The following is a 16,350-nucleotide window of genomic DNA, read 5'->3' on the forward strand; positions in this document are numbered from 1 at the left end:
AAGCCCGCGCCCACCAGCGCGGGCTTTTTGCTTTATCATGGCCGCATTCATTTGCACGAGCCTTCCATGAAATTCGCCATCGCGGTCTTTTCCCCGGCCCATGCGCCCTCCTCGCGCCGCGCCTTGCGCTTTGCCGAGGCGGTGCTGGCCGGCGGGCATGAAATCGCCCGATTGTTCTTCTACCAGGACGGGGTGCACAGCGCCTCGGCCAATATCGTCACGCCCCAGGACGAGCTGGACGTGGCCGCGCAATGGCGCGCCTTCGTCAGCGACCACCGCCTGGACGCCGTGGTGTGCATCGCCGCGGCCCTGCGCCGGGGCGTGCTCGACGACACCGAGGCCAACCGCTACCAGCGCCCGGCGGTGAACCTGCCGATGCCGTGGGAACTGTCCGGGCTGGGCCAGCTGCACGAAGCCGCGCAACTGGCCGACCGCCTGGTCTGCTTCGGAGGTGATTGAGATGGCCAAGTCCTTGCTGATCATCAGCCGCCAGGCGCCGTGGAGCGGCCCGTCCGCCCGCGAGGCGCTGGACATCGCCCTGGCCGGCGGCGCCTTCGACCTGCCGCTGGGCATGCTGTTCCTCGATGACGGTGTGTTCCAGCTCGCCGCCGGGCAGCAACCCGATGCCCTGCAGCAGAAGAACCTGACCGCCAACCTCCAGGCCCTGCCGATGTTCGGGGTCGAGGAACTGTTCGCCTGCGGCCACAGCCTGGCCCGTCGTGGGCTGGACGGCGACGCCCTGGCGCTGCCGGTCGAGGTGCTCGACGCTACCGCGCTGGCCGCGCTGATTGCCCGTTTCGACCAGGTGGTGACGCTCTGATGACGACCCTGCATGTAATCGCCCACTCGCCCTTCGGCGACGAGCGCCTGGCCAGTTGCCTGCGCCTGCTGGGCCCGCAAGACGCGCTGCTGCTGTGCGGCGATGCCACCTACGCGCTCAAGGCCGGCAGCGAGCCGTTCGCCGCCCTGCAGGCCGCCAACCTCGGCGCGCGCCTGTTCGCCCTCGACGAAGACCTGCAGGCCCGTGCCCTCGACAGCCAGTTGGCCAAGGCCGTGGACTACGCCGCCTTCGTCGAACTGTCCCTGCGCCACGACAAGGTCAACAGCTGGCTATGAGTACCCTGACTGTCGGCGATCGCCACATCGCCCTGGACAAGGACGGCTTCCTGGTCGAGCTGCAGGACTGGTCCCACGAAGTCGCCGAGGCCCTCGCCACCCGCGAAAGCATCGCCCTGACCGCGGACCACTGGGAAATCCTCGAGCTGCTGCGCCAGTTCTACCAGGAGTACCAGCTGTCGCCGGCCACCCGCCCGCTGATCAAGTACACCGCGCTCAAGCTCGGGGCGGAAAAAGGCAACAGCCCGCACCTGAACCGCCTGTTCAATGGCACCCCCGCCAAACTCGCCGCCAAGCTGGCGGGCCTGCCCAAGCCGACCAACTGCATATGACCGAGCCACAGCTGAACGATGTACGCCCGCTGACCCTGGAAACCCCGGCCGAACACCCGTTCGCCGAATTCGTGCGCATCCTCGGCAAGGGCAAGCGCGGCGCCCGCGGCCTGACCCGCGAGGAAGCCCGCGCCGCCATGACCCTGCTGCTCGAAGGCAGGGTCGAGGACACTCAGCTGGGCGCCTTCCTGATGCTGCTGCGGCACAAGGAAGAAAGCGCCGAGGAACTGGCCGGCTTCACCGAGGCGCTGCGCGCCCACCTGCAGGCGCCGCGCATCGCCGTCGACCTCGACTGGCCGAGCTACGCCGGCAAGAAGCGCCACCTGCCCTGGTGCCTGCTGGCGGCCAAGTGCCTGGCAGGCAACGGCGTGCGCATCCTGATGCACGGTGGTGGCGCCCATACGGCCGGGCGGCTGTACACCGAGCAACTGCTCGACCTGCTGGACATCCCGCTCTGCCGTGACTGGACGGCCGTGGAGCAAGCCCTGGACAGCCGCCGGCTGGCCTTCTTCCCGTTGCAGGACTGGGCGCCGCAACTGCAACGCATGATCGACCTGCGCAACACCCTGGGCCTGCGCTCGCCCATCCACTCGCTGGCCCGGGTGCTCAACCCGCTTGCCGCCCGCTGCGGCCTGCAGAGCATCTTCCACCCCGGTTACCAGGCCGTGCACCGCGAAGCCAGCCGCCTGCTCGGCGATCATGCCGTGGTCATCAAGGGCGACGGTGGCGAGATCGAGGTCAACCCGGATGTCGTCAGCCACCTGTACGGCACCTCGGCCGGCGAGGCCTGGGACGAAGAGTGGCCGGCGCTTAGTGCCCAGCGCCATGTGAAGCCGGCCAGCCTGCAGCCCGAGCACCTGCTGGCGGTGTGGCGCGGCGAGGCGCAGGACAGCTACGGCGAACTGGCCGTGGTCGCGACCATGGCCCTGGCCCTGCGTGGGCTCGGCCAGGAACGCGAGCAGGCGTTCGGCAATGCCCGCGCCTACTGGGCCGCCCGTAAAGACATCGAATAATCCGATAGGAATAGGGCAGTCTTTGCGCTATTTCTTCGAACGCTTTGCCCTAGACTGAGCTCCAACGACAAACGATTGTGTTTCGAGGAGCTCCGAGATGGGCCTTTTGATCGATGGCCGCTGGCATGACCAGTGGTACCAGAGCAGCAAGGACGGCGCCTTCCAGCGCGAGAACGCGCAGCGGCGCAACCCGCTGCCCGCCGCCGAGGCCGGCCGCTATCACCTGTACGTGTCGCTGGCCTGCCCTTGGGCGCATCGCACCCTGATTTTCCGCGCCATCAAGGGCCTGGAGCCATTGATCGATGTCTCGGTGGTCAGCTGGCTGATGGGCGAGCACGGCTGGACCTTCGACCAGCAGCAAGGCTCCAGCGGCGATCAACTGGATGCGCTGCAGTACCTGCACCAGCGCTACACTCAGGACGACCCGCACTACACCGGGCGAGTGACCGTGCCGGTGCTGTGGGACAAGCAGGAGAAACGCATCGTCAACAACGAGTCGGCCGAGATCATCCGCATCTTCAACAGCGCCTTCGACGGGCTGACCGGCAATACCCTGGATCTCTATCCCGAGCCGCTGCGGGCGACCATCGATGGGCTCAACGAGCGTATCTATCCGGCGGTGAACAACGGCGTGTACCGCGCCGGCTTCGCCACTTCGCAGGACGCCTACGAGACCGCCTTCGACGAGGTGTTCAATGAGCTGGATCATCTGGAGGGGCTGCTGGGTCGCCAGCGCTACCTGGCCGGCGAGTACCTGACCGAGGCCGATGTGCGCCTGTTCACCACGCTGGTGCGTTTCGATGCGGTGTACCACGGGCACTTCAAGTGCAACCTGCGCCGCCTGAGCGACTACCCGAACCTGTCCAACTGGCTGCGCGAGCTGTACCAGTGGCCGGGGGTGGCGGGCACGGTGAACATGGAGCATATCCAGAAGCACTATTACATGAGCCACAAGACCATCAACCCGAATGGGATCGTGCCGAAGGGACCATTGCAGGACTTTGGCTTGCCGCATGATCGGGAGCGGTTGTCGGGCAAGGGGATCTGGCGGGGTTGAGAGAGCCGGGGCTGCTTTGCAGCCCTTTCGCGGCACAAGGCCGCTCCTACAGAGGGTATGCGATCCCTGTAGGAGCGGCCTTGTGCCGCGAAAGGGCCGCAAAGCGGCCCCAGCAATTTCAGCTGTCCTGCGCCCCTTCAAACCACGCCAGCTTCTCGCGCAGCTGCACCACTTCCCCGACAATCACCAGGGTCGGCGCATGCACTTCATGCCGCGCCACCAGCTCCGGCAGGTCAGCCAGGGTACCGGTGAACACCCGCTGATTGCGCGTGGTCCCCTGCTGCACCAGGGCTGCCGGCGTGCTCGCCGCACGCCCATGACGGATCAACTCGGCGCAGATGGTCGGCAACCCGACCAAACCCATGTAGAACACCAGGGTCTGGGCCGGCGCCACCAGGTCATCCCAAGGCAGGTTGCTGGTGCCATCCTTCAGGTGACCGGTAACGAAGCGCACCGACTGGGCATAATCGCGGTGGGTCAGCGGAATCCCGCCGTAGGCGGAACAACCACTGGCCGCAGTGATGCCCGGCACCACCTGGAACGGAATACCCTCGTCAGCCAGCTCCTCGATCTCCTCGCCACCCCGACCGAAGATGAACGGATCGCCACCCTTGAGCCGCAGCACGCGCTTACCCTGGCGGGCCAGGTCGACCAGCAGGCGGTTGATCTTGTCCTGTGGCACGGCGTGGTCGGCGCGGCGCTTGCCGACATAGATACGCTCGGCGTCACGCCGGCACATCTCGATGATGGCCGGGGCCACCAGGCGGTCGTACAGCACCACGTCGGCCTGCTGCATCAGGCGCAGGGCACGGAAGGTCAGCAGGTCCGGATCGCCCGGCCCCGCGCCCACCAGGTACACCTCGCCGCCCTGCTGCACCGGCGCGCCATCGACCATCGCCTGCAACAGGCGCTCGGCCTCGGCGCCCTGCCCGGCCAGCTGGCGCTCGGCGACCGGGCCCTGGAACACACTCTCCCAGAAGCCACGGCGCTGGTTGACGTCCGGGTACAAGGCCTTGACCTTGTGCCGGAAACGCGCCGCCAGCCCGGCCAGCTCGCCGTAGGCGGACGGGATCCAGGCTTCCAGCTTGGCGCGGATCAAGCGCGCCAGCACCGGGGCGTCGCCACCGCTGGAGACCGCCACCACCAGGGGTGAACGGTCGACGATGGCGGGGAAGATCACCGTGCACAGGGCCGGGGCATCCACCACGTTGACCGGCAGGCTGCGTGCCTGGGCCTCGGTCGAGACCTGGGCGTTGAGCGCCGAGTCGTCGGTGGCCGCGATCACCAGGCGGCAACCCTCCAGGTCGCTCGCCTGGTAGCCACGCACCAGCACCTCGCCACCGCCCTCGCGGGCCAGCGCGGCCAGCTGGCCGTCGACCTCCGGCGCCACCACCCGCAGCGCGGCGCCGGCATCGGCCAGCAGGCGCGCCTTGCGCAAGGCGATCTCGCCGCCACCGACGACCAGCACACGGCCGCCCTGCAGCTTATGGAAAAGCGGCAGGTAGTCCATTCAGCGAATGACCTCGACGCCACCCATGTACGGCTTGAGCACGTCCGGCACGCGGATCGAACCGTCGGCCTGCTGGTAGTTCTCCAGCACCGCCACCAGGGTCCGGCCGACAGCCAGGCCCGAACCGTTGAGGGTGTGTACCAGCTCCGGCTTGCCGGTTTCCGGGTTGCGCCAGCGGGCCTGCATGCGCCGCGCCTGGAAATCACCGCAGTTGGAGCAGGAGCTGATCTCGCGGTACTTGTCCTGGCTCGGCACCCACACTTCCAGGTCGTAGGTCTTCACCGCGCCGAAGCCCATGTCGCCGGTGCACAGCGCCAGCACGCGGTACGGCAGTTCCAGCAGCTGCAGCACACGCTCGGCGTTGGCGGTAAGGCCTTCCAGGGCTTCCATGGATTTCGCCGGTTCGACGACCTGCACCATCTCGACCTTGTCGAACTGGTGCTGACGAATCATGCCGCGGGTGTCGCGGCCCGAGGCGCCGGCTTCGCTGCGAAAGCACGGGGTGTGGGCGACCAGCTTCAGCGGCAGCTGCTTGGCGTCGAGGATCTCGCCGGCCACCAGGTTGGTCAGCGACACTTCGGCGGTCGGGATCAGGTAGAAGTCGGCCTCGCCTTCGCGGCTGATCTTGAACAGGTCTTCCTCGAACTTCGGCAGCTGGCCGGTGCCCTGCAAGGCCGGGGCCTGCACCAGGTACGGGGTGTAGTGTTCCTCGTAGCCGTGCTCGCCGGTGTGCAGGTTGATCATGAACTGCGCCAGGGCGCGGTGCAGACGGGCGATCGGGCCGCGCAGCACGGCGAAGCGGGCGCCGGACAGCTTGGCCGCGGCCTCGAAGTCCAGGCCACCGCTGACTTCGCCCAGGGCGACGTGGTCCTTGATCTCGAAGTCGAAGGTGGTCGGGGTGCCCCAACGGCGCACTTCGACGTTGTCGTCTTCACTGGCACCGACCGGCACGCTGGCGTCCGGCAGGTTGGGGATGGTCAGCAGGATGCCGTCCAGCTCGGCCTGGATACCGTCCAGCTCGGTCTTGCCGGCGGCCAGCTCATTGGCCATGCGCTCGACGTCGGCCATCAGCGGCGCGATGTCCTCGCCCTTGGCCTTGGCCTGACCGATCGATTTGGAACGGGCGTTACGCTCGGCCTGCAGTTGCTCGGTGCGGGTCTGCACCGATTTGCGGCGCTCTTCCAGCGATTCGATGCGCGCGACATCCAGGCTGAAGCCACGGGTGGCCAGGCGTTGCGCCACTACCTGAAGTTCAGTGCGTAACTGTTTGGAATCGAGCATGTCGTTCTCTCGTTATGTGTAGATGTTGGTTCAGAATCGGGTCAGGGACAGGCCGGCCCAGGTCGCGAGCAGGCCGCCTACCACGCTGATAATGGTATAGCCCAAGGCCAGCGGGACCTGCCCGCTTTCCATCAGGCGCACGGTATCGAGCGAGAAGGAGGAAAAAGTGGTCAGGCCGCCGAGAAAACCGACGATCAGCCCGGCGCGCAGCTCGACCGGCGCCAGCGGCTTGTGCAGGAACAAGCCGTAGAGCAGGCCGATCAGCAGGCAGCCAACCAGGTTGACCGCCAGCGTACCGGCATAGAAGTGCCGTGGCCAGTGGGCCGCGACCCAGTTGGCGGTGGCGAAGCGCAGCAGCGTGCCGGCAACCCCGCCGGCGCTGACGGCAGCGATAAGTGCAATCACGGTTTTCTCCGCTGGCGGGGGCTGTTGCGGTCCAGCTCGGCCAGGTGCTTGAGCTTCTCGCCGATCTTCAGCTCAAGCCCTCGCGGCACCGGCTGGTAATACTGGCGCGGCTCGAGCTGCTCGGGGAAATAGTCCTCGCCGGCGGCGTAGGCATCCGGCTCGTCATGGGCGTAGCGGTACTCCTCGCCATAGCCCAGTTGCTTCATCAACTTGGTCGGCGCGTTGCGCAGGTGCAGCGGCACTTCCAGCGAACCGTGCTCGGCGGCCTCGCGCATGGCCGCCTTGAAGCCCATATACACCGCGTTGCTCTTCGGCGCGCAGGCAATGTAGGTGATGGCCTGGGCCACCGCCAGCTCGCCTTCGGGGCTGCCCAGGCGCTCCTGCACGTCCCACGCCGCCAGGCACAGGCTCAGGGCGCGGGGGTCGGCATTGCCGATGTCCTCGCTGGCCATGCGCACCACACGGCGGGCGATGTACAGCGGGTCGCAGCCGCCGTCGAGCATGCGCGCGTACCAGTACAGCGCGCCGTCCGGATTGGAGCCGCGCACCGATTTGTGCAGCGCGGAAATCTGGTCGTAGAAGGCCTCGCCACCCTTGTCGAAGCGCCGGCGGCTGTCGCCGAGCAGGCTCTGCAGCAGCTCGACGCCGATCTCGCCGCCGTCTTCGGCCAGGTCCGAGGCATTCTCGAGGAAGTTGAGCATGCGCCGGCCATCGCCGTCGGCGGCGGCCATGAGCATCTTGAACGCCTCATCGCCCACCCGCAGGTTGCGCTTGCCCAGGCCGCGCTCCTCGCTCAGGGCGCGATCGACCAGCTTGCGCAGCGCGGCCTCGTCCAGGCTCTTGAGCACGTAGACCCGCGCCCGCGACAGCAGCGCGTTGTTCAGCTCGAACGACGGGTTCTCGGTGGTGGCGCCGATGAAGATCAGCGTGCCGTCCTCCACGTAGGGCAGGAAGGCGTCCTGTTGCGACTTGTTGAAGCGGTGCACCTCGTCGACGAACAGGATGGTGCGCCGGCCATACTGGCCGGCCTGCTGCTTCGCCACCTCGACCGCCTGGCGGATCTCCTTGACCCCGGCCAGCACCGCCGACACCGTTTCGAAGTGGGCGTCGCAGAACTGCGCCAGCAGCCGCGCCAGGGTGGTCTTGCCCACCCCGGGCGGCCCCCAGAAGATCATCGAGTGCAGCGCACCCTGCTCCAGCGCCTCGCGCAGCGGCTTGCCACGCGCCAGCAGGTGCTCCTGGCCGACGTACTCGCCCAGGTTGGACGGACGCAGGCGGGCGGCCAGGGGCTGGGCGACGGGTTCGCTTCGAAACAGGTCCATCACGCTCTCTCATTACTCCTGGATGACGTCAGCGCCTTCCGGAATCTTGAACTGGAACTTGTCCGCCGGGACTGGCTGGTTGGCCTTGACCCCATTGAACAGGATGTTGGTGCGCTGGCCGACGCTGTCGATCAGCTGCATGTCATTGATCAGGCCCCTGCGGAACGACACGCGCAGCGAGTCGAACAGGGTGTCCTTGGTCTTGGGCTTCAAGGTGAAGTCCATCACTTCGCCCTGCTCCTTGGAGGTGATGTCGAAGCTCTGGCTGATCTTCGACACATCGCCGGACAGCAGCAGCGCCGGGGTCTGGTTCAGGCGCACGTCGAGCTTCTTGACGGTGGCCTGCTCCAGGTCCGGGTCCCACAGGGTGACGTTCTTGCCGTCGGACACCACTACCTGCTCCTGGGGCGCATCGGTGTGCCAGTAGAACAGGCCCGGGCGCTTGACGGTCATCTTGCCGTTGGTCTCCTGCAAGCTGGTGCCGCCGGCATCCAGGGTCAGCTGGGAGAAGTTGGCTTCGATGGTCTGCGACTTTTCCAGCAATTGCGTCAGGCGCTGGACGTCCTGTTCGCCGGCCTGGGCCGACAGGCTGGCCGTAGCCAGGGCAGAAACCAACAGCATGCGAATCGCGCGCATGGAAATCCTCATTGCACAGTGAAGGGGCCGGACGCTGTCAATGGCGCCCGGCAGGTTGTTCATCAGTCGCGCGGGCCGCCCGGGGCAATCACTTCCCGCGAGCCGTTGCTGTTCATTGGCGTGACCACGCCGGCCATCTCCATCGACTCGATCATCCGCGCGGCGCGGTTGTAGCCGATCTTGAGCTTGCGCTGCACCGCCGAGATCGACGCCCGGCGGCTTTCCAGCACGAACTGCACGGCTTCGTCGTAGAGCGCGTCGGCTTCCGGGTCGTCGCCATCGCCGCCGCCACCGCCGCCTTCGAAGCCACTGCCGGCCTCCTCGACGCCGTTGAGGATGTCATCGTTGTAGTCCGGCGCGCCGCGCAGCTTCCAGGCCTCGACCGTGCGATGCACCTCGTCGTCGGAAACGAACGCGCCATGCACCCGGATCGGCAGGCTGGTGCCCGGCGGCATGTAGAGCATGTCACCGTGGCCGAGCAGCTGTTCGGCGCCGCCCTGGTCGATGATGGTCCGCGAGTCGATCTTGCTCGACACCTGGAACGCCATGCGGGTCGGGATGTTGGCCTTGATCAGGCCGGTGATCACGTCCACCGACGGGCGCTGGGTGGCCAGGATCAGGTGGATACCGGCGGCACGGGCCTTCTGGGCGATACGCGCGATCAGCTCTTCGACCTTCTTGCCGACGATCATCATCATGTCGGCGAATTCGTCGACCACCACCACGATGGTCGGCAGGGTCTTCAGCGCCGGCGGCTCGTCGTCCATGCTCTCGCGACGGTACAGCGGGTCGTGGATGATCTCGCCGGCTTCCTGGGCGTCCTTGATCTTGCGGTTGAAGCCCGCCAGGTTGCGCACGCCCATGGCCGCCATCAGCTTGTAACGGCGCTCCATCTCGGCCACGCTCCAGCGCAGGGCGTTGGCGGCGTCCTTCATGTCGGTGACCACCGGGCACAGCAGGTGCGGGATGCCTTCGTAGATAGACAGCTCGAGCATCTTCGGGTCGATCATGATCAACCGCGCGTCTTCCGGGCCCGACTTGAACAGGATCGACAGGATCATCGCGTTCACGCCCACCGACTTACCGGAACCGGTGGTACCGGCCACCAGCAGGTGCGGCATCTTGGCCAGGTCGGTGATCACCGGCTTGCCGCCGATGTCATGGCCCAGGGCCAGGGTGACCGGCGACTTGTTCTCGTCGAACTGCGGCGACGACAGCACCTCGGAGAAGCGCACCATCTGGCGGTTCTCGTTGGGGATCTCGATACCCACGGTAGTCTTGCCGGGAATGACCTCGACCACGCGCACGCTGGTCACCGCCAGCGAGCGCGCCAGGTCCTTGGCCAGGTTGGCGATACGGCTGACCTTGACGCCTGCGGCCGGCTGGATCTCGTAGCGGGTGATCACCGGGCCCGGGTGGATCGAGTCGACCGCGACTTCCACGCCGAATTCCTTGAGCTTGATCTCCAGCAACTGGCCGACGCCGGCCAGGGATTCCGGCGAATACTCGATCTTTTTCTGCTCGGCCGGGTCAAGGATGGAAATCGACGGCAAGGTGCCTTCCACAGCGCTGTCGATGAACAACGGCGCTTGTTTTTCCTTCATGACCCGCTTGCTCGGCTCCGGCGCCTTGTCCGCGGTCGGCGGGATGATCACCGGGGTGGCGGGCTGCGGGCGAGCTACCACGGTTTCGCGCGGTGCGACCGGACGGGCCGGCGGCTCCTCGCGCATCACCACGGGCTCGGCGCGTTCACGCGGCTGCGGCTTGGCCGGCTCGCGCTTGTCGCCCAGGTCGAAGACCGGGTCGTCGACTTCACGCAGCTGGGCTTCCAGGCGCTTGCGCTCGTTGCGCGCCTCCCACCAGCGGTTGGCGGCGCCCTGCACCAGTTCGAACAGGTCGAGGGTGATCTTGCCGGTGAGGTCCATCACCTTGAACCACGAGAGGTCGGTGAACACGGTCAGGCCGAACAGGAACAGGGCGATGAACATCAGCGTGCTGCCCTGCACGTTGAGCAGGTTGCGCGCCAGATCGCCGAGGCTCTCGCCCAAGGCGCCACCGGCGGAGAACGGCATGCTCGCCGGCGGGTGGAAGTGGATATGCGCCAGCGCCGCGCCCGACAACACCAGGAACACCAGGCCGATCAGGCGCCAGGAGAACAGCCAGCCGCTCCACTGCCAGGGCTGGTGGCGCTCGCGGAAGATCTGCCAGGTCTTGATCGCCAGCAGCAGCGGGAAGATATAGGCGAAGTAGCCAAGTACCATGAACAGGATGTCGGCGAAGTAGGCCCCGGCGCGGCCGGCGGCGTTCTGCACCTGCTCGGCGTTGCTGGTGTGGCTGAAGCCCGGGTCGGCGGTGTCGTAGGTCACCAGTGCCATCCACAGGTACAGGCACAGGGCACCGACGGCAATCAGCGCACCTTCCTTCAGGCGGTAATGCAGCTGTTGCCGCCACAGGGGCACTGGCAAGGGGGCTGGAGTTGCGGTGGATTTCTTCAAAACGCGTCTATTCCTGCGCGTGCTGCGCGTCCAATAGTGATTGGCCGGTCACTGGCCAATGAACCACTACTTTTAACATTACTGCCCGCCAGCCGCCATGGCGGCACGCCGTGTGGGGCGTGAACGGGGGCTACTTTCATATAGCTGCAATTTGAGCATGCATTTTCTTTTGTGACAAAGGCTTATGCTGTGTTTTTGCACAGGTGTGACAGCAAAAGCGCCAGATGGTGCCAAGTGACCTGTCAATGGCAGGGCAATTACCAAGGGTTTCGCCTGATCCGGCGCCTTCGCGGGTAAACCCGCTCCCACAGGGTTATCGGCACGCCTGTGGGAGCGGGTTTGCCCGCGAAGGCGCCACAGCAGTTGACCCTGCCAGGCACGCACGCCATGCTGCCCTCTCCCCTCCCCCGCCGCTCAAGAACCCCATGCTCACCTGGCTGACCCGCGATTCGCTGACCTTCCCTCCCCTGGAAAAGGCCCTGCACGACCCCAATGGCCTGCTCGCCGCCGGCGGCGACCTTACCCCGGACCGTCTGGTCGCGGCGTATCGCCATGGCTGCTTCCCCTGGTACCAGGATGGCCAGCCAATCCTCTGGTGGTCACCCGACCCGCGCACCGTATTGTTCCCGGACGAGCTGCACGTCTCGCGCTCGCTGGCCAAGCTGATCCGCCAGGGCCGCTACCAGGTGAGCTTCGACAGCGACTTCAGCGCCGTGATCGACGCCTGCGCCGCGCCACGGGACTATGCCGACGGCACCTGGATCACCGACAACATGCGCGCCGCCTACTGCGAGCTGCACCGGCGCGGCATCGCCCATTCGGTGGAGGTGCGCCGCGACGGCGAGCTGGTCGGCGGCCTGTACGGCCTGGCCATGGGCCGGCTGTTCTTCGGCGAGTCGATGTTCAGCCGCGCCGACAACGCCTCCAAGGTGGGCTTCGTGACCCTGGTCGAGCACCTCAGGCAGGCCGGCTTCGTGCTGATCGACTGCCAGATGCCCACCGACCACCTGCACAGCCTGGGGGCCCGCGCCATCAGCCGGGTCGACTTCGCCAGCCATCTGGCGCAGTACCTGGACCAGCCCAGCGGCGCCCGCTGGGTTGCCTAGGCGAGTTCCCGGAGCTGGCTTACACTTAGAGACAACGTCTCACCTAAGGGGTTGATCATGACAGAGCTGGCGCGGTTGAAGTTCTATGCCACTCAACCCCACTCCTGCAGCTACCTGCCGGATGAACAGGCGACCACGCTGTTCCTCGACCCGAGCCAGCCGATGGACGTGCACGTCTACGCCGACCTGTCGGAAATGGGCTTTCGCCGCAGCGGCGACCACCTTTATCGCCCGCATTGCCAGCAATGCAACGCCTGCGTGCCGGCGCGCATCCCGGCGGCGCGCTTCATTCCCAACCGCCAGCAGCGGCGCATCCTCAAACGCAATGCCGACCTGACCGTCACTGCCGCCCGCCCGTCCTTCAAGGAAGAATACTTCGACCTGTACCGGCGCTATATCGAGCAACGCCACGCCGACGGCGACATGTACCCGCCCAGCCGCGACCAGTTCTCCACCTTCCTGGTCCGCGACCTGCCGTTCTGCTGGTTCTACGAGTTTCGCCTGGAGGGCCGGCTGCTGGCCGTGGCGGTGTGCGACCTGCTGCCCAACGGCCTGTCGGCGGTGTACACCTTCTATGAACCCGAGGAGGAACGCCGCAGCCTGGGGCGCTACGCCATCCTCTGGCAGATCACCGAGGCCCTGCGCCAGGACCTCGAGGCGGTGTACCTCGGTTACTGGATCAAGAACTGCAAGAAGATGAACTACAAGACCCAGTACCGCCCCATCGAACTGCTGATCAACCAGCGCTGGGTCAGCCTCAACTGAAAGACATTGGCTTGAAACACAAATTTCGGGCATAATCCACGCCACTTTTTTGCCCGGTGCAGTCGTGCGTCGGGCCATCACTGGATACCGAGGGCTTTACTGCATGTCGAAAGAAGACAGCTTCGAAATGGAAGGCACTGTCGTCGACACCCTGCCCAACACCATGTTCCGCGTGGAGTTGGAAAACGGGCACGTCGTTACCGCGCACATCTCTGGCAAGATGCGCAAGAACTACATCCGTATTCTCACTGGCGACAAGGTCCGCGTCGAACTGACGCCGTACGACCTGAGCAAGGGCCGCATCACCTACCGTGCGCGCTAAGCTCAAGCCATGAAAAAGCCCGGCCAATGTGCCGGGCTTTTTTGTGGGCCTTCATAAAGCGGGGCTGCTTTGCAGCCCTATTCGCGGCACAAGGCCGCTCCTACAGGGGAATGCATATTTCTGTAGGAGCGGCCTTGCCGAGGCGTCGGACCGGCCGGAAAGGGCCGCACAGCGGCCCCAGCCTTACGCGACCTCGGCCGTGGTCTCGTAATCGAACACCAGCTCGCCATCGCGCAGGTCGATGTGCACCACGCCACCGTGCTCGGCCAGCTCGCCGAACAGGATCTCCTCGGCCAGCGGCCGCTTGATCTTGTCCTGGATCAGCCGCGCCATCGGCCGCGCGCCCATCTGCACGTCGTAGCCCGAGGCCGCCAGCCAGCCGCGGGCGGCGTCGGTGACCTCCAGCAGCACACGCTTGTCTTCCAGCTGCGCCTGCAGTTCGATGAGGAACTTGTCGACGATGCTCTTGATCGTCTCGTGGGACAGGCGGCCGAACTGGATGATGGTGTCCAGGCGGTTGCGGAACTCCGGCGTGAAGCTCTTGCGGATGACCTCCATCGCGTCGGACGAGTGGTCCTGATGGGTGAAGCCGATCGACGCCCGCGCGGCGGTTTCGGCGCCGGCGTTGGTGGTCATGATCAGGATCACGTTGCGGAAGTCCGCCTTGCGCCCGTTGTTGTCGGTCAGGGTACCGTGGTCCATTACCTGCAGCAGCAGGTTGAAGACTTCCGGGTGGGCCTTCTCGATCTCGTCGAGCAGCAGCACGCAGTGCGGTTGCTTGGTGATGGCCTCGGTCAGCAGACCACCCTGGTCGAACCCGACATAGCCGGGCGGCGCACCGATCAGGCGCGACACGGTGTGCCGCTCCATGTACTCGGACATGTCGAAGCGCACCAGTTCCACGCCCAGGGCCTTGGCCAGCTGGCGGGCGGCCTCGGTCTTGCCCACGCCGGTGGGGCCGGCGAACAGGAACGAGCCGACCGGTTTGTCCGGTGCCTTGAGGCCGGCACGGGACAGCTTGATGGCGGTGGCCAGCGAGTCGATCGCCGCATCCTGGCCGAACACGGTCAGTTTCAGGTCACGCTCGAGGTTGCGCAGCAGCTCCTTGTCGGAGCTGGTGACGTGCTTCGGCGGAATCCGTGCGATCTTGGCGACGATGTCCTCGACCTGCGGCACGTCGATGCGCTTGACCCGATTGGCTTCCGGCTGCAGGCGCTGGTAGGCGCCAGCCTCGTCGATCACGTCGATGGCCTTGTCCGGCATGTGCCGGTCATTGATGTAGCGCGAGGCCAGTTCGGCGGCGGCGCGCAGGGCCTCGTCGCTGTACTCGATGTTGTGGTGGCTCTCGAAGCGGCCCTTGAGCCCGCGCAGGATGCCCACGGTGTCCTCCACCGACGGTTCGGTGACGTCGACCTTCTGGAAGCGCCGCGCCAGGGCGCGATCCTTCTCGAAGATGCCGCGGAACTCCTGGAAGGTGGTGGAACCGATGCAACGGATCTCACCGGACGACAACAGTGGCTTGAGCAGGTTGGACGCATCCATCACGCCACCGGAAGCCGCGCCGGCGCCGATGATGGTGTGGATCTCGTCGATGAACAGGATGGCCTGCGGACGTTTTTTCAGCTCGCCGAGCAGCGCCTTGAAGCGCTTTTCGAAGTCGCCACGGTACTTGGTACCGGCCAACAGCGCGCCCAGATCGAGCGAGTAGACCACGCTCTGTGCCAGCAGGTCGGGCACCTGGCCATCGACAATGCGCTTGGCCAGGCCTTCGGCGATGGCGGTCTTGCCCACGCCGGCCTCACCGACCAGCAGCGGGTTGTTCTTGCGCCGGCGGGCGAGGATCTGCGCCACGCGCTCGACTTCCTGCTCACGCCCGACCAACGGGTCGATGCGCCCGGCCCGGGCCAGTTCGTTGAGGTTGCTGGCATAGGCGTCCAGCGGGTTGCTGGAAGACGACGCTTCGCCGCCCTCCTCGTCCTGCATGTCCTGCTCGCTCTCGCTGTGCGAACCGTGGCCCGGCACCTTGCTGATGCCGTGGGCGATGTAGTTGACGACGTCGATGCGCGCCACGCTCTGCTGCTTGAGCAGGAACACCGCCTGGCTTTCCTGTTCGCTGAAGATCGCCACCAGCACGTTGGCGCCGGTCACTTCGCGCTTGCCGGAACTCTGCACGTGGAACACGGCACGCTGCAGCACACGCTGGAAGCCCAGGGTCGGTTGCGTCTCGCGGTCCTCGTCATGCACGGGGATCAGCGGGGTGGTCGAATCGATGAACTCCTGCAGGTCGTGCTTGAGTTTGTCGAGATTGGCGCCACAGGCGCGCAGAACGGTCGCGGCAGCCTCATTGTCAAGGAGTGCCAGCAGCAGATGTTCGACGGTCATGAACTCATGACGCTTCGAACGAGCCTCCTTGAAGGCCAGATTGAGGGTGACTTCGAGCTCGCGGTTTAACATAGCTTCACCTCATACCCAAGTGGTCGGCGATTAACCGTCCTTCTCGATTTCACAGAGTAGCGGATGCTGGCTTTCCCTGGCGTATTGGTTGACCTGCATGGCCTTTGTCTCGGCGATGTCACGGGTAAACAATCCGCATACTGCCCGCCCTTCGGTATGGACGGTCAGCATGATCTTCGTTGCCAGCTCGCGGTTCAGATTGAAGAACGTCTCGAGCACTTCGACGACGAAATCCATTGGCGTGTAGTCATCGTTGAACAAAACCACCTTGTACATCGGTGGCGCCTGCAGGATCGGCTTGGCCTCCTGGACTGCAAGGCCGGCGCCATCGTCCTCATGCCCGTCCTCGTTCGACTGCGGGCGATCCTGATTGAATGTTAGTCGAATCTCACTGGGTACATGCATGGAAAGAATTTCATCATGAGCGACAGGTTAAGGTTGTGGGTTGACCGCGCAGGCCACTTCCGGCGCGGGCGCCGGCTGACCTTGACTATCGGCAAAACGGTGTTACAACCAATAAGAACCCACCGTGGTCG

At 65.7% G+C, this 16,350-nt stretch carries 17 protein-coding genes; 9 read left to right on the plus strand and 8 right to left on the minus strand.

The annotated features are described in order from the left end of the window. The first annotated feature begins 66 nt into the window (after nucleotides 1-66). The 6 genes from tusD to PRtIB026_RS19270 all read left to right on the plus strand — a co-directional run bounded on the left by tusD (nucleotide 67) and on the right by PRtIB026_RS19270 (nucleotide 3,518). Nucleotides 67-459 carry a sulfurtransferase complex subunit TusD gene (gene tusD, locus PRtIB026_RS19245; RefSeq protein WP_028692375.1) on the plus strand — a complete coding sequence of 131 codons (393 nt, stop codon included), beginning with the start codon at nucleotides 67-69 and terminating at the stop codon, nucleotides 457-459. Nucleotide 460: 1 nt separating this feature from the next. Next, a complete protein-coding gene (gene tusC / locus PRtIB026_RS19250; protein WP_203652245.1) occupies nucleotides 461-820 on the plus strand; it encodes a sulfurtransferase complex subunit TusC in 360 nt (119 codons plus the stop codon). Then, nucleotides 820-1,116 carry a sulfurtransferase complex subunit TusB gene (gene tusB, locus PRtIB026_RS19255; RefSeq protein ID WP_203652244.1) on the plus strand — a complete coding sequence of 99 codons (297 nt, stop codon included), beginning with the start codon at nucleotides 820-822 and terminating at the stop codon, nucleotides 1,114-1,116. The genes tusC and tusB overlap by 1 nt, the downstream gene beginning before the upstream one ends. Beyond that, on the plus strand, nucleotides 1,113-1,448 hold the full coding sequence (locus PRtIB026_RS19260; protein WP_028692378.1) for a TusE/DsrC/DsvC family sulfur relay protein: 336 nt from the start codon (nucleotides 1,113-1,115) through the stop codon (nucleotides 1,446-1,448). Before tusB ends, PRtIB026_RS19260 begins: the two co-directional genes overlap by 4 nt. 29 nt (nucleotides 1,449-1,477) lie before the next feature. Further along, complete coding sequence (locus tag PRtIB026_RS19265) at nucleotides 1,478-2,461, plus strand: glycosyl transferase family protein (RefSeq protein WP_203652627.1); 984 nt, start codon at nucleotides 1,478-1,480, stop codon at nucleotides 2,459-2,461. Between the two features lie 97 nt (nucleotides 2,462-2,558). After that, entirely contained in the window at nucleotides 2,559-3,518 is a 960-nt protein-coding gene (locus PRtIB026_RS19270; RefSeq protein ID WP_203652243.1) for a glutathione S-transferase family protein, read from the plus strand. Between the two features lie 118 nt (nucleotides 3,519-3,636). Here PRtIB026_RS19270 and cysG read toward each other — a convergent pair whose 3' ends face one another. The 6 genes from cysG to PRtIB026_RS19300 all read right to left on the minus strand — a co-directional run bounded on the left by cysG (nucleotide 3,637) and on the right by PRtIB026_RS19300 (nucleotide 11,167). Beyond that, nucleotides 3,637-5,028 carry a siroheme synthase CysG gene (gene cysG, locus PRtIB026_RS19275; RefSeq protein WP_203652241.1) on the minus strand — a complete coding sequence of 464 codons (1,392 nt, stop codon included), beginning with the start codon at nucleotides 5,026-5,028 and terminating at the stop codon, nucleotides 3,637-3,639. Further along, nucleotides 5,029-6,309, minus strand: coding sequence for a serine--tRNA ligase (serS, locus tag PRtIB026_RS19280; RefSeq protein ID WP_203652239.1), 1,281 nt, complete (start codon nucleotides 6,307-6,309; stop codon nucleotides 5,029-5,031). 30 nt (nucleotides 6,310-6,339) lie between these two features. Then, the gene (gene crcB / locus PRtIB026_RS19285; protein ID WP_203652236.1) at nucleotides 6,340-6,714 is read right to left on the minus strand and encodes a fluoride efflux transporter CrcB; all 375 of its coding nucleotides are present in this window, start codon (nucleotides 6,712-6,714) and stop codon (nucleotides 6,340-6,342) included. Then, entirely contained in the window at nucleotides 6,711-8,036 is a 1,326-nt protein-coding gene (locus PRtIB026_RS19290) for a replication-associated recombination protein A (protein ID WP_203652234.1), read from the minus strand. The genes crcB and PRtIB026_RS19290 overlap by 4 nt, the downstream gene beginning before the upstream one ends. Before the next feature lie 12 nt (nucleotides 8,037-8,048). Further along, on the minus strand, nucleotides 8,049-8,672 hold the full coding sequence (gene lolA, locus PRtIB026_RS19295) for an outer membrane lipoprotein chaperone LolA (RefSeq protein ID WP_203652232.1): 624 nt from the start codon (nucleotides 8,670-8,672) through the stop codon (nucleotides 8,049-8,051). A 62-nt stretch (nucleotides 8,673-8,734) separates the two neighbouring features. After that, a complete protein-coding gene (locus PRtIB026_RS19300; protein WP_203652230.1) occupies nucleotides 8,735-11,167 on the minus strand; it encodes a DNA translocase FtsK in 2,433 nt (810 codons plus the stop codon). Between the two features lie 425 nt (nucleotides 11,168-11,592). Between PRtIB026_RS19300 and aat the strand changes: the two genes are divergently transcribed. The 3 genes from aat (at nucleotide 11,593) to infA (ending at nucleotide 13,360) form a co-directional block, all read left to right on the plus strand. After that, a complete protein-coding gene (gene aat, locus PRtIB026_RS19305; RefSeq protein ID WP_203652222.1) occupies nucleotides 11,593-12,273 on the plus strand; it encodes a leucyl/phenylalanyl-tRNA--protein transferase in 681 nt (226 codons plus the stop codon). Between the two features lie 57 nt (nucleotides 12,274-12,330). Then, nucleotides 12,331-13,038: an arginyltransferase gene (locus tag PRtIB026_RS19310; RefSeq protein WP_203652220.1), complete on the plus strand. Its 708-nt coding sequence runs from the start codon at nucleotides 12,331-12,333 to the stop codon at nucleotides 13,036-13,038. A gap of 103 nt (nucleotides 13,039-13,141) precedes the next feature. Then, nucleotides 13,142-13,360 (plus strand): translation initiation factor IF-1, encoded by a 219-nt coding sequence (infA, locus tag PRtIB026_RS19315; RefSeq protein WP_002553999.1) that lies wholly within the window; start codon nucleotides 13,142-13,144, stop codon nucleotides 13,358-13,360. Between the two features lie 183 nt (nucleotides 13,361-13,543). Here the strand turns inward: infA and clpA are convergent, their stop codons facing one another. Both clpA and clpS read right to left on the minus strand, forming a co-directional pair. Further along, nucleotides 13,544-15,814: an ATP-dependent Clp protease ATP-binding subunit ClpA gene (gene clpA / locus PRtIB026_RS19320; protein WP_203652218.1), complete on the minus strand. Its 2,271-nt coding sequence runs from the start codon at nucleotides 15,812-15,814 to the stop codon at nucleotides 13,544-13,546. A 30-nt stretch (nucleotides 15,815-15,844) separates the two neighbouring features. Continuing rightward, a complete protein-coding gene (gene clpS / locus PRtIB026_RS19325) occupies nucleotides 15,845-16,219 on the minus strand; it encodes an ATP-dependent Clp protease adapter ClpS (protein WP_203652216.1) in 375 nt (124 codons plus the stop codon). Nucleotides 16,220-16,350 lie beyond the last annotated feature (131 nt).

Source organism: Pseudomonas sp. RtIB026, assembly GCF_016861355.2.
GTDB classification, from domain to species: Bacteria; Pseudomonadota; Gammaproteobacteria; order Pseudomonadales; family Pseudomonadaceae; genus Aquipseudomonas; species Aquipseudomonas peradeniyensis.

Bases quoted from the DNA above. Each gene is read 5' to 3' on its own strand.
- tusD (WP_028692375.1), top strand. From the start codon at position 67: ATGAAATTCGCCATCGCGGTCTTTTCCCCGGCCCATGCGCCCTCCTCG.
- tusC (WP_203652245.1), top strand. From the start codon at position 461: ATGGCCAAGTCCTTGCTGATCATCAGCCGCCAGGCGCCGTGGAGCGGC.
- tusB (WP_203652244.1), top strand. From the start codon at position 820: ATGACGACCCTGCATGTAATCGCCCACTCGCCCTTCGGCGACGAGCGC.
- PRtIB026_RS19260 (WP_028692378.1), top strand. From the start codon at position 1,113: ATGAGTACCCTGACTGTCGGCGATCGCCACATCGCCCTGGACAAGGAC.
- PRtIB026_RS19270 (WP_203652243.1), top strand. From the start codon at position 2,559: ATGGGCCTTTTGATCGATGGCCGCTGGCATGACCAGTGGTACCAGAGC.
- cysG (WP_203652241.1), bottom strand. From the start codon at position 5,028: ATGGACTACCTGCCGCTTTTCCATAAGCTGCAGGGCGGCCGTGTGCTG.
- serS (WP_203652239.1), bottom strand. From the start codon at position 6,309: ATGCTCGATTCCAAACAGTTACGCACTGAACTTCAGGTAGTGGCGCAA.
- PRtIB026_RS19290 (WP_203652234.1), bottom strand. From the start codon at position 8,036: ATGGACCTGTTTCGAAGCGAACCCGTCGCCCAGCCCCTGGCCGCCCGC.
- lolA (WP_203652232.1), bottom strand. From the start codon at position 8,672: ATGCGCGCGATTCGCATGCTGTTGGTTTCTGCCCTGGCTACGGCCAGC.
- aat (WP_203652222.1), top strand. From the start codon at position 11,593: ATGCTCACCTGGCTGACCCGCGATTCGCTGACCTTCCCTCCCCTGGAA.
- PRtIB026_RS19310 (WP_203652220.1), top strand. From the start codon at position 12,331: ATGACAGAGCTGGCGCGGTTGAAGTTCTATGCCACTCAACCCCACTCC.
- infA (WP_002553999.1), top strand. From the start codon at position 13,142: ATGTCGAAAGAAGACAGCTTCGAAATGGAAGGCACTGTCGTCGACACC.
- clpA (WP_203652218.1), bottom strand. From the start codon at position 15,814: ATGTTAAACCGCGAGCTCGAAGTCACCCTCAATCTGGCCTTCAAGGAG.
- clpS (WP_203652216.1), bottom strand. From the start codon at position 16,219: ATGCATGTACCCAGTGAGATTCGACTAACATTCAATCAGGATCGCCCG.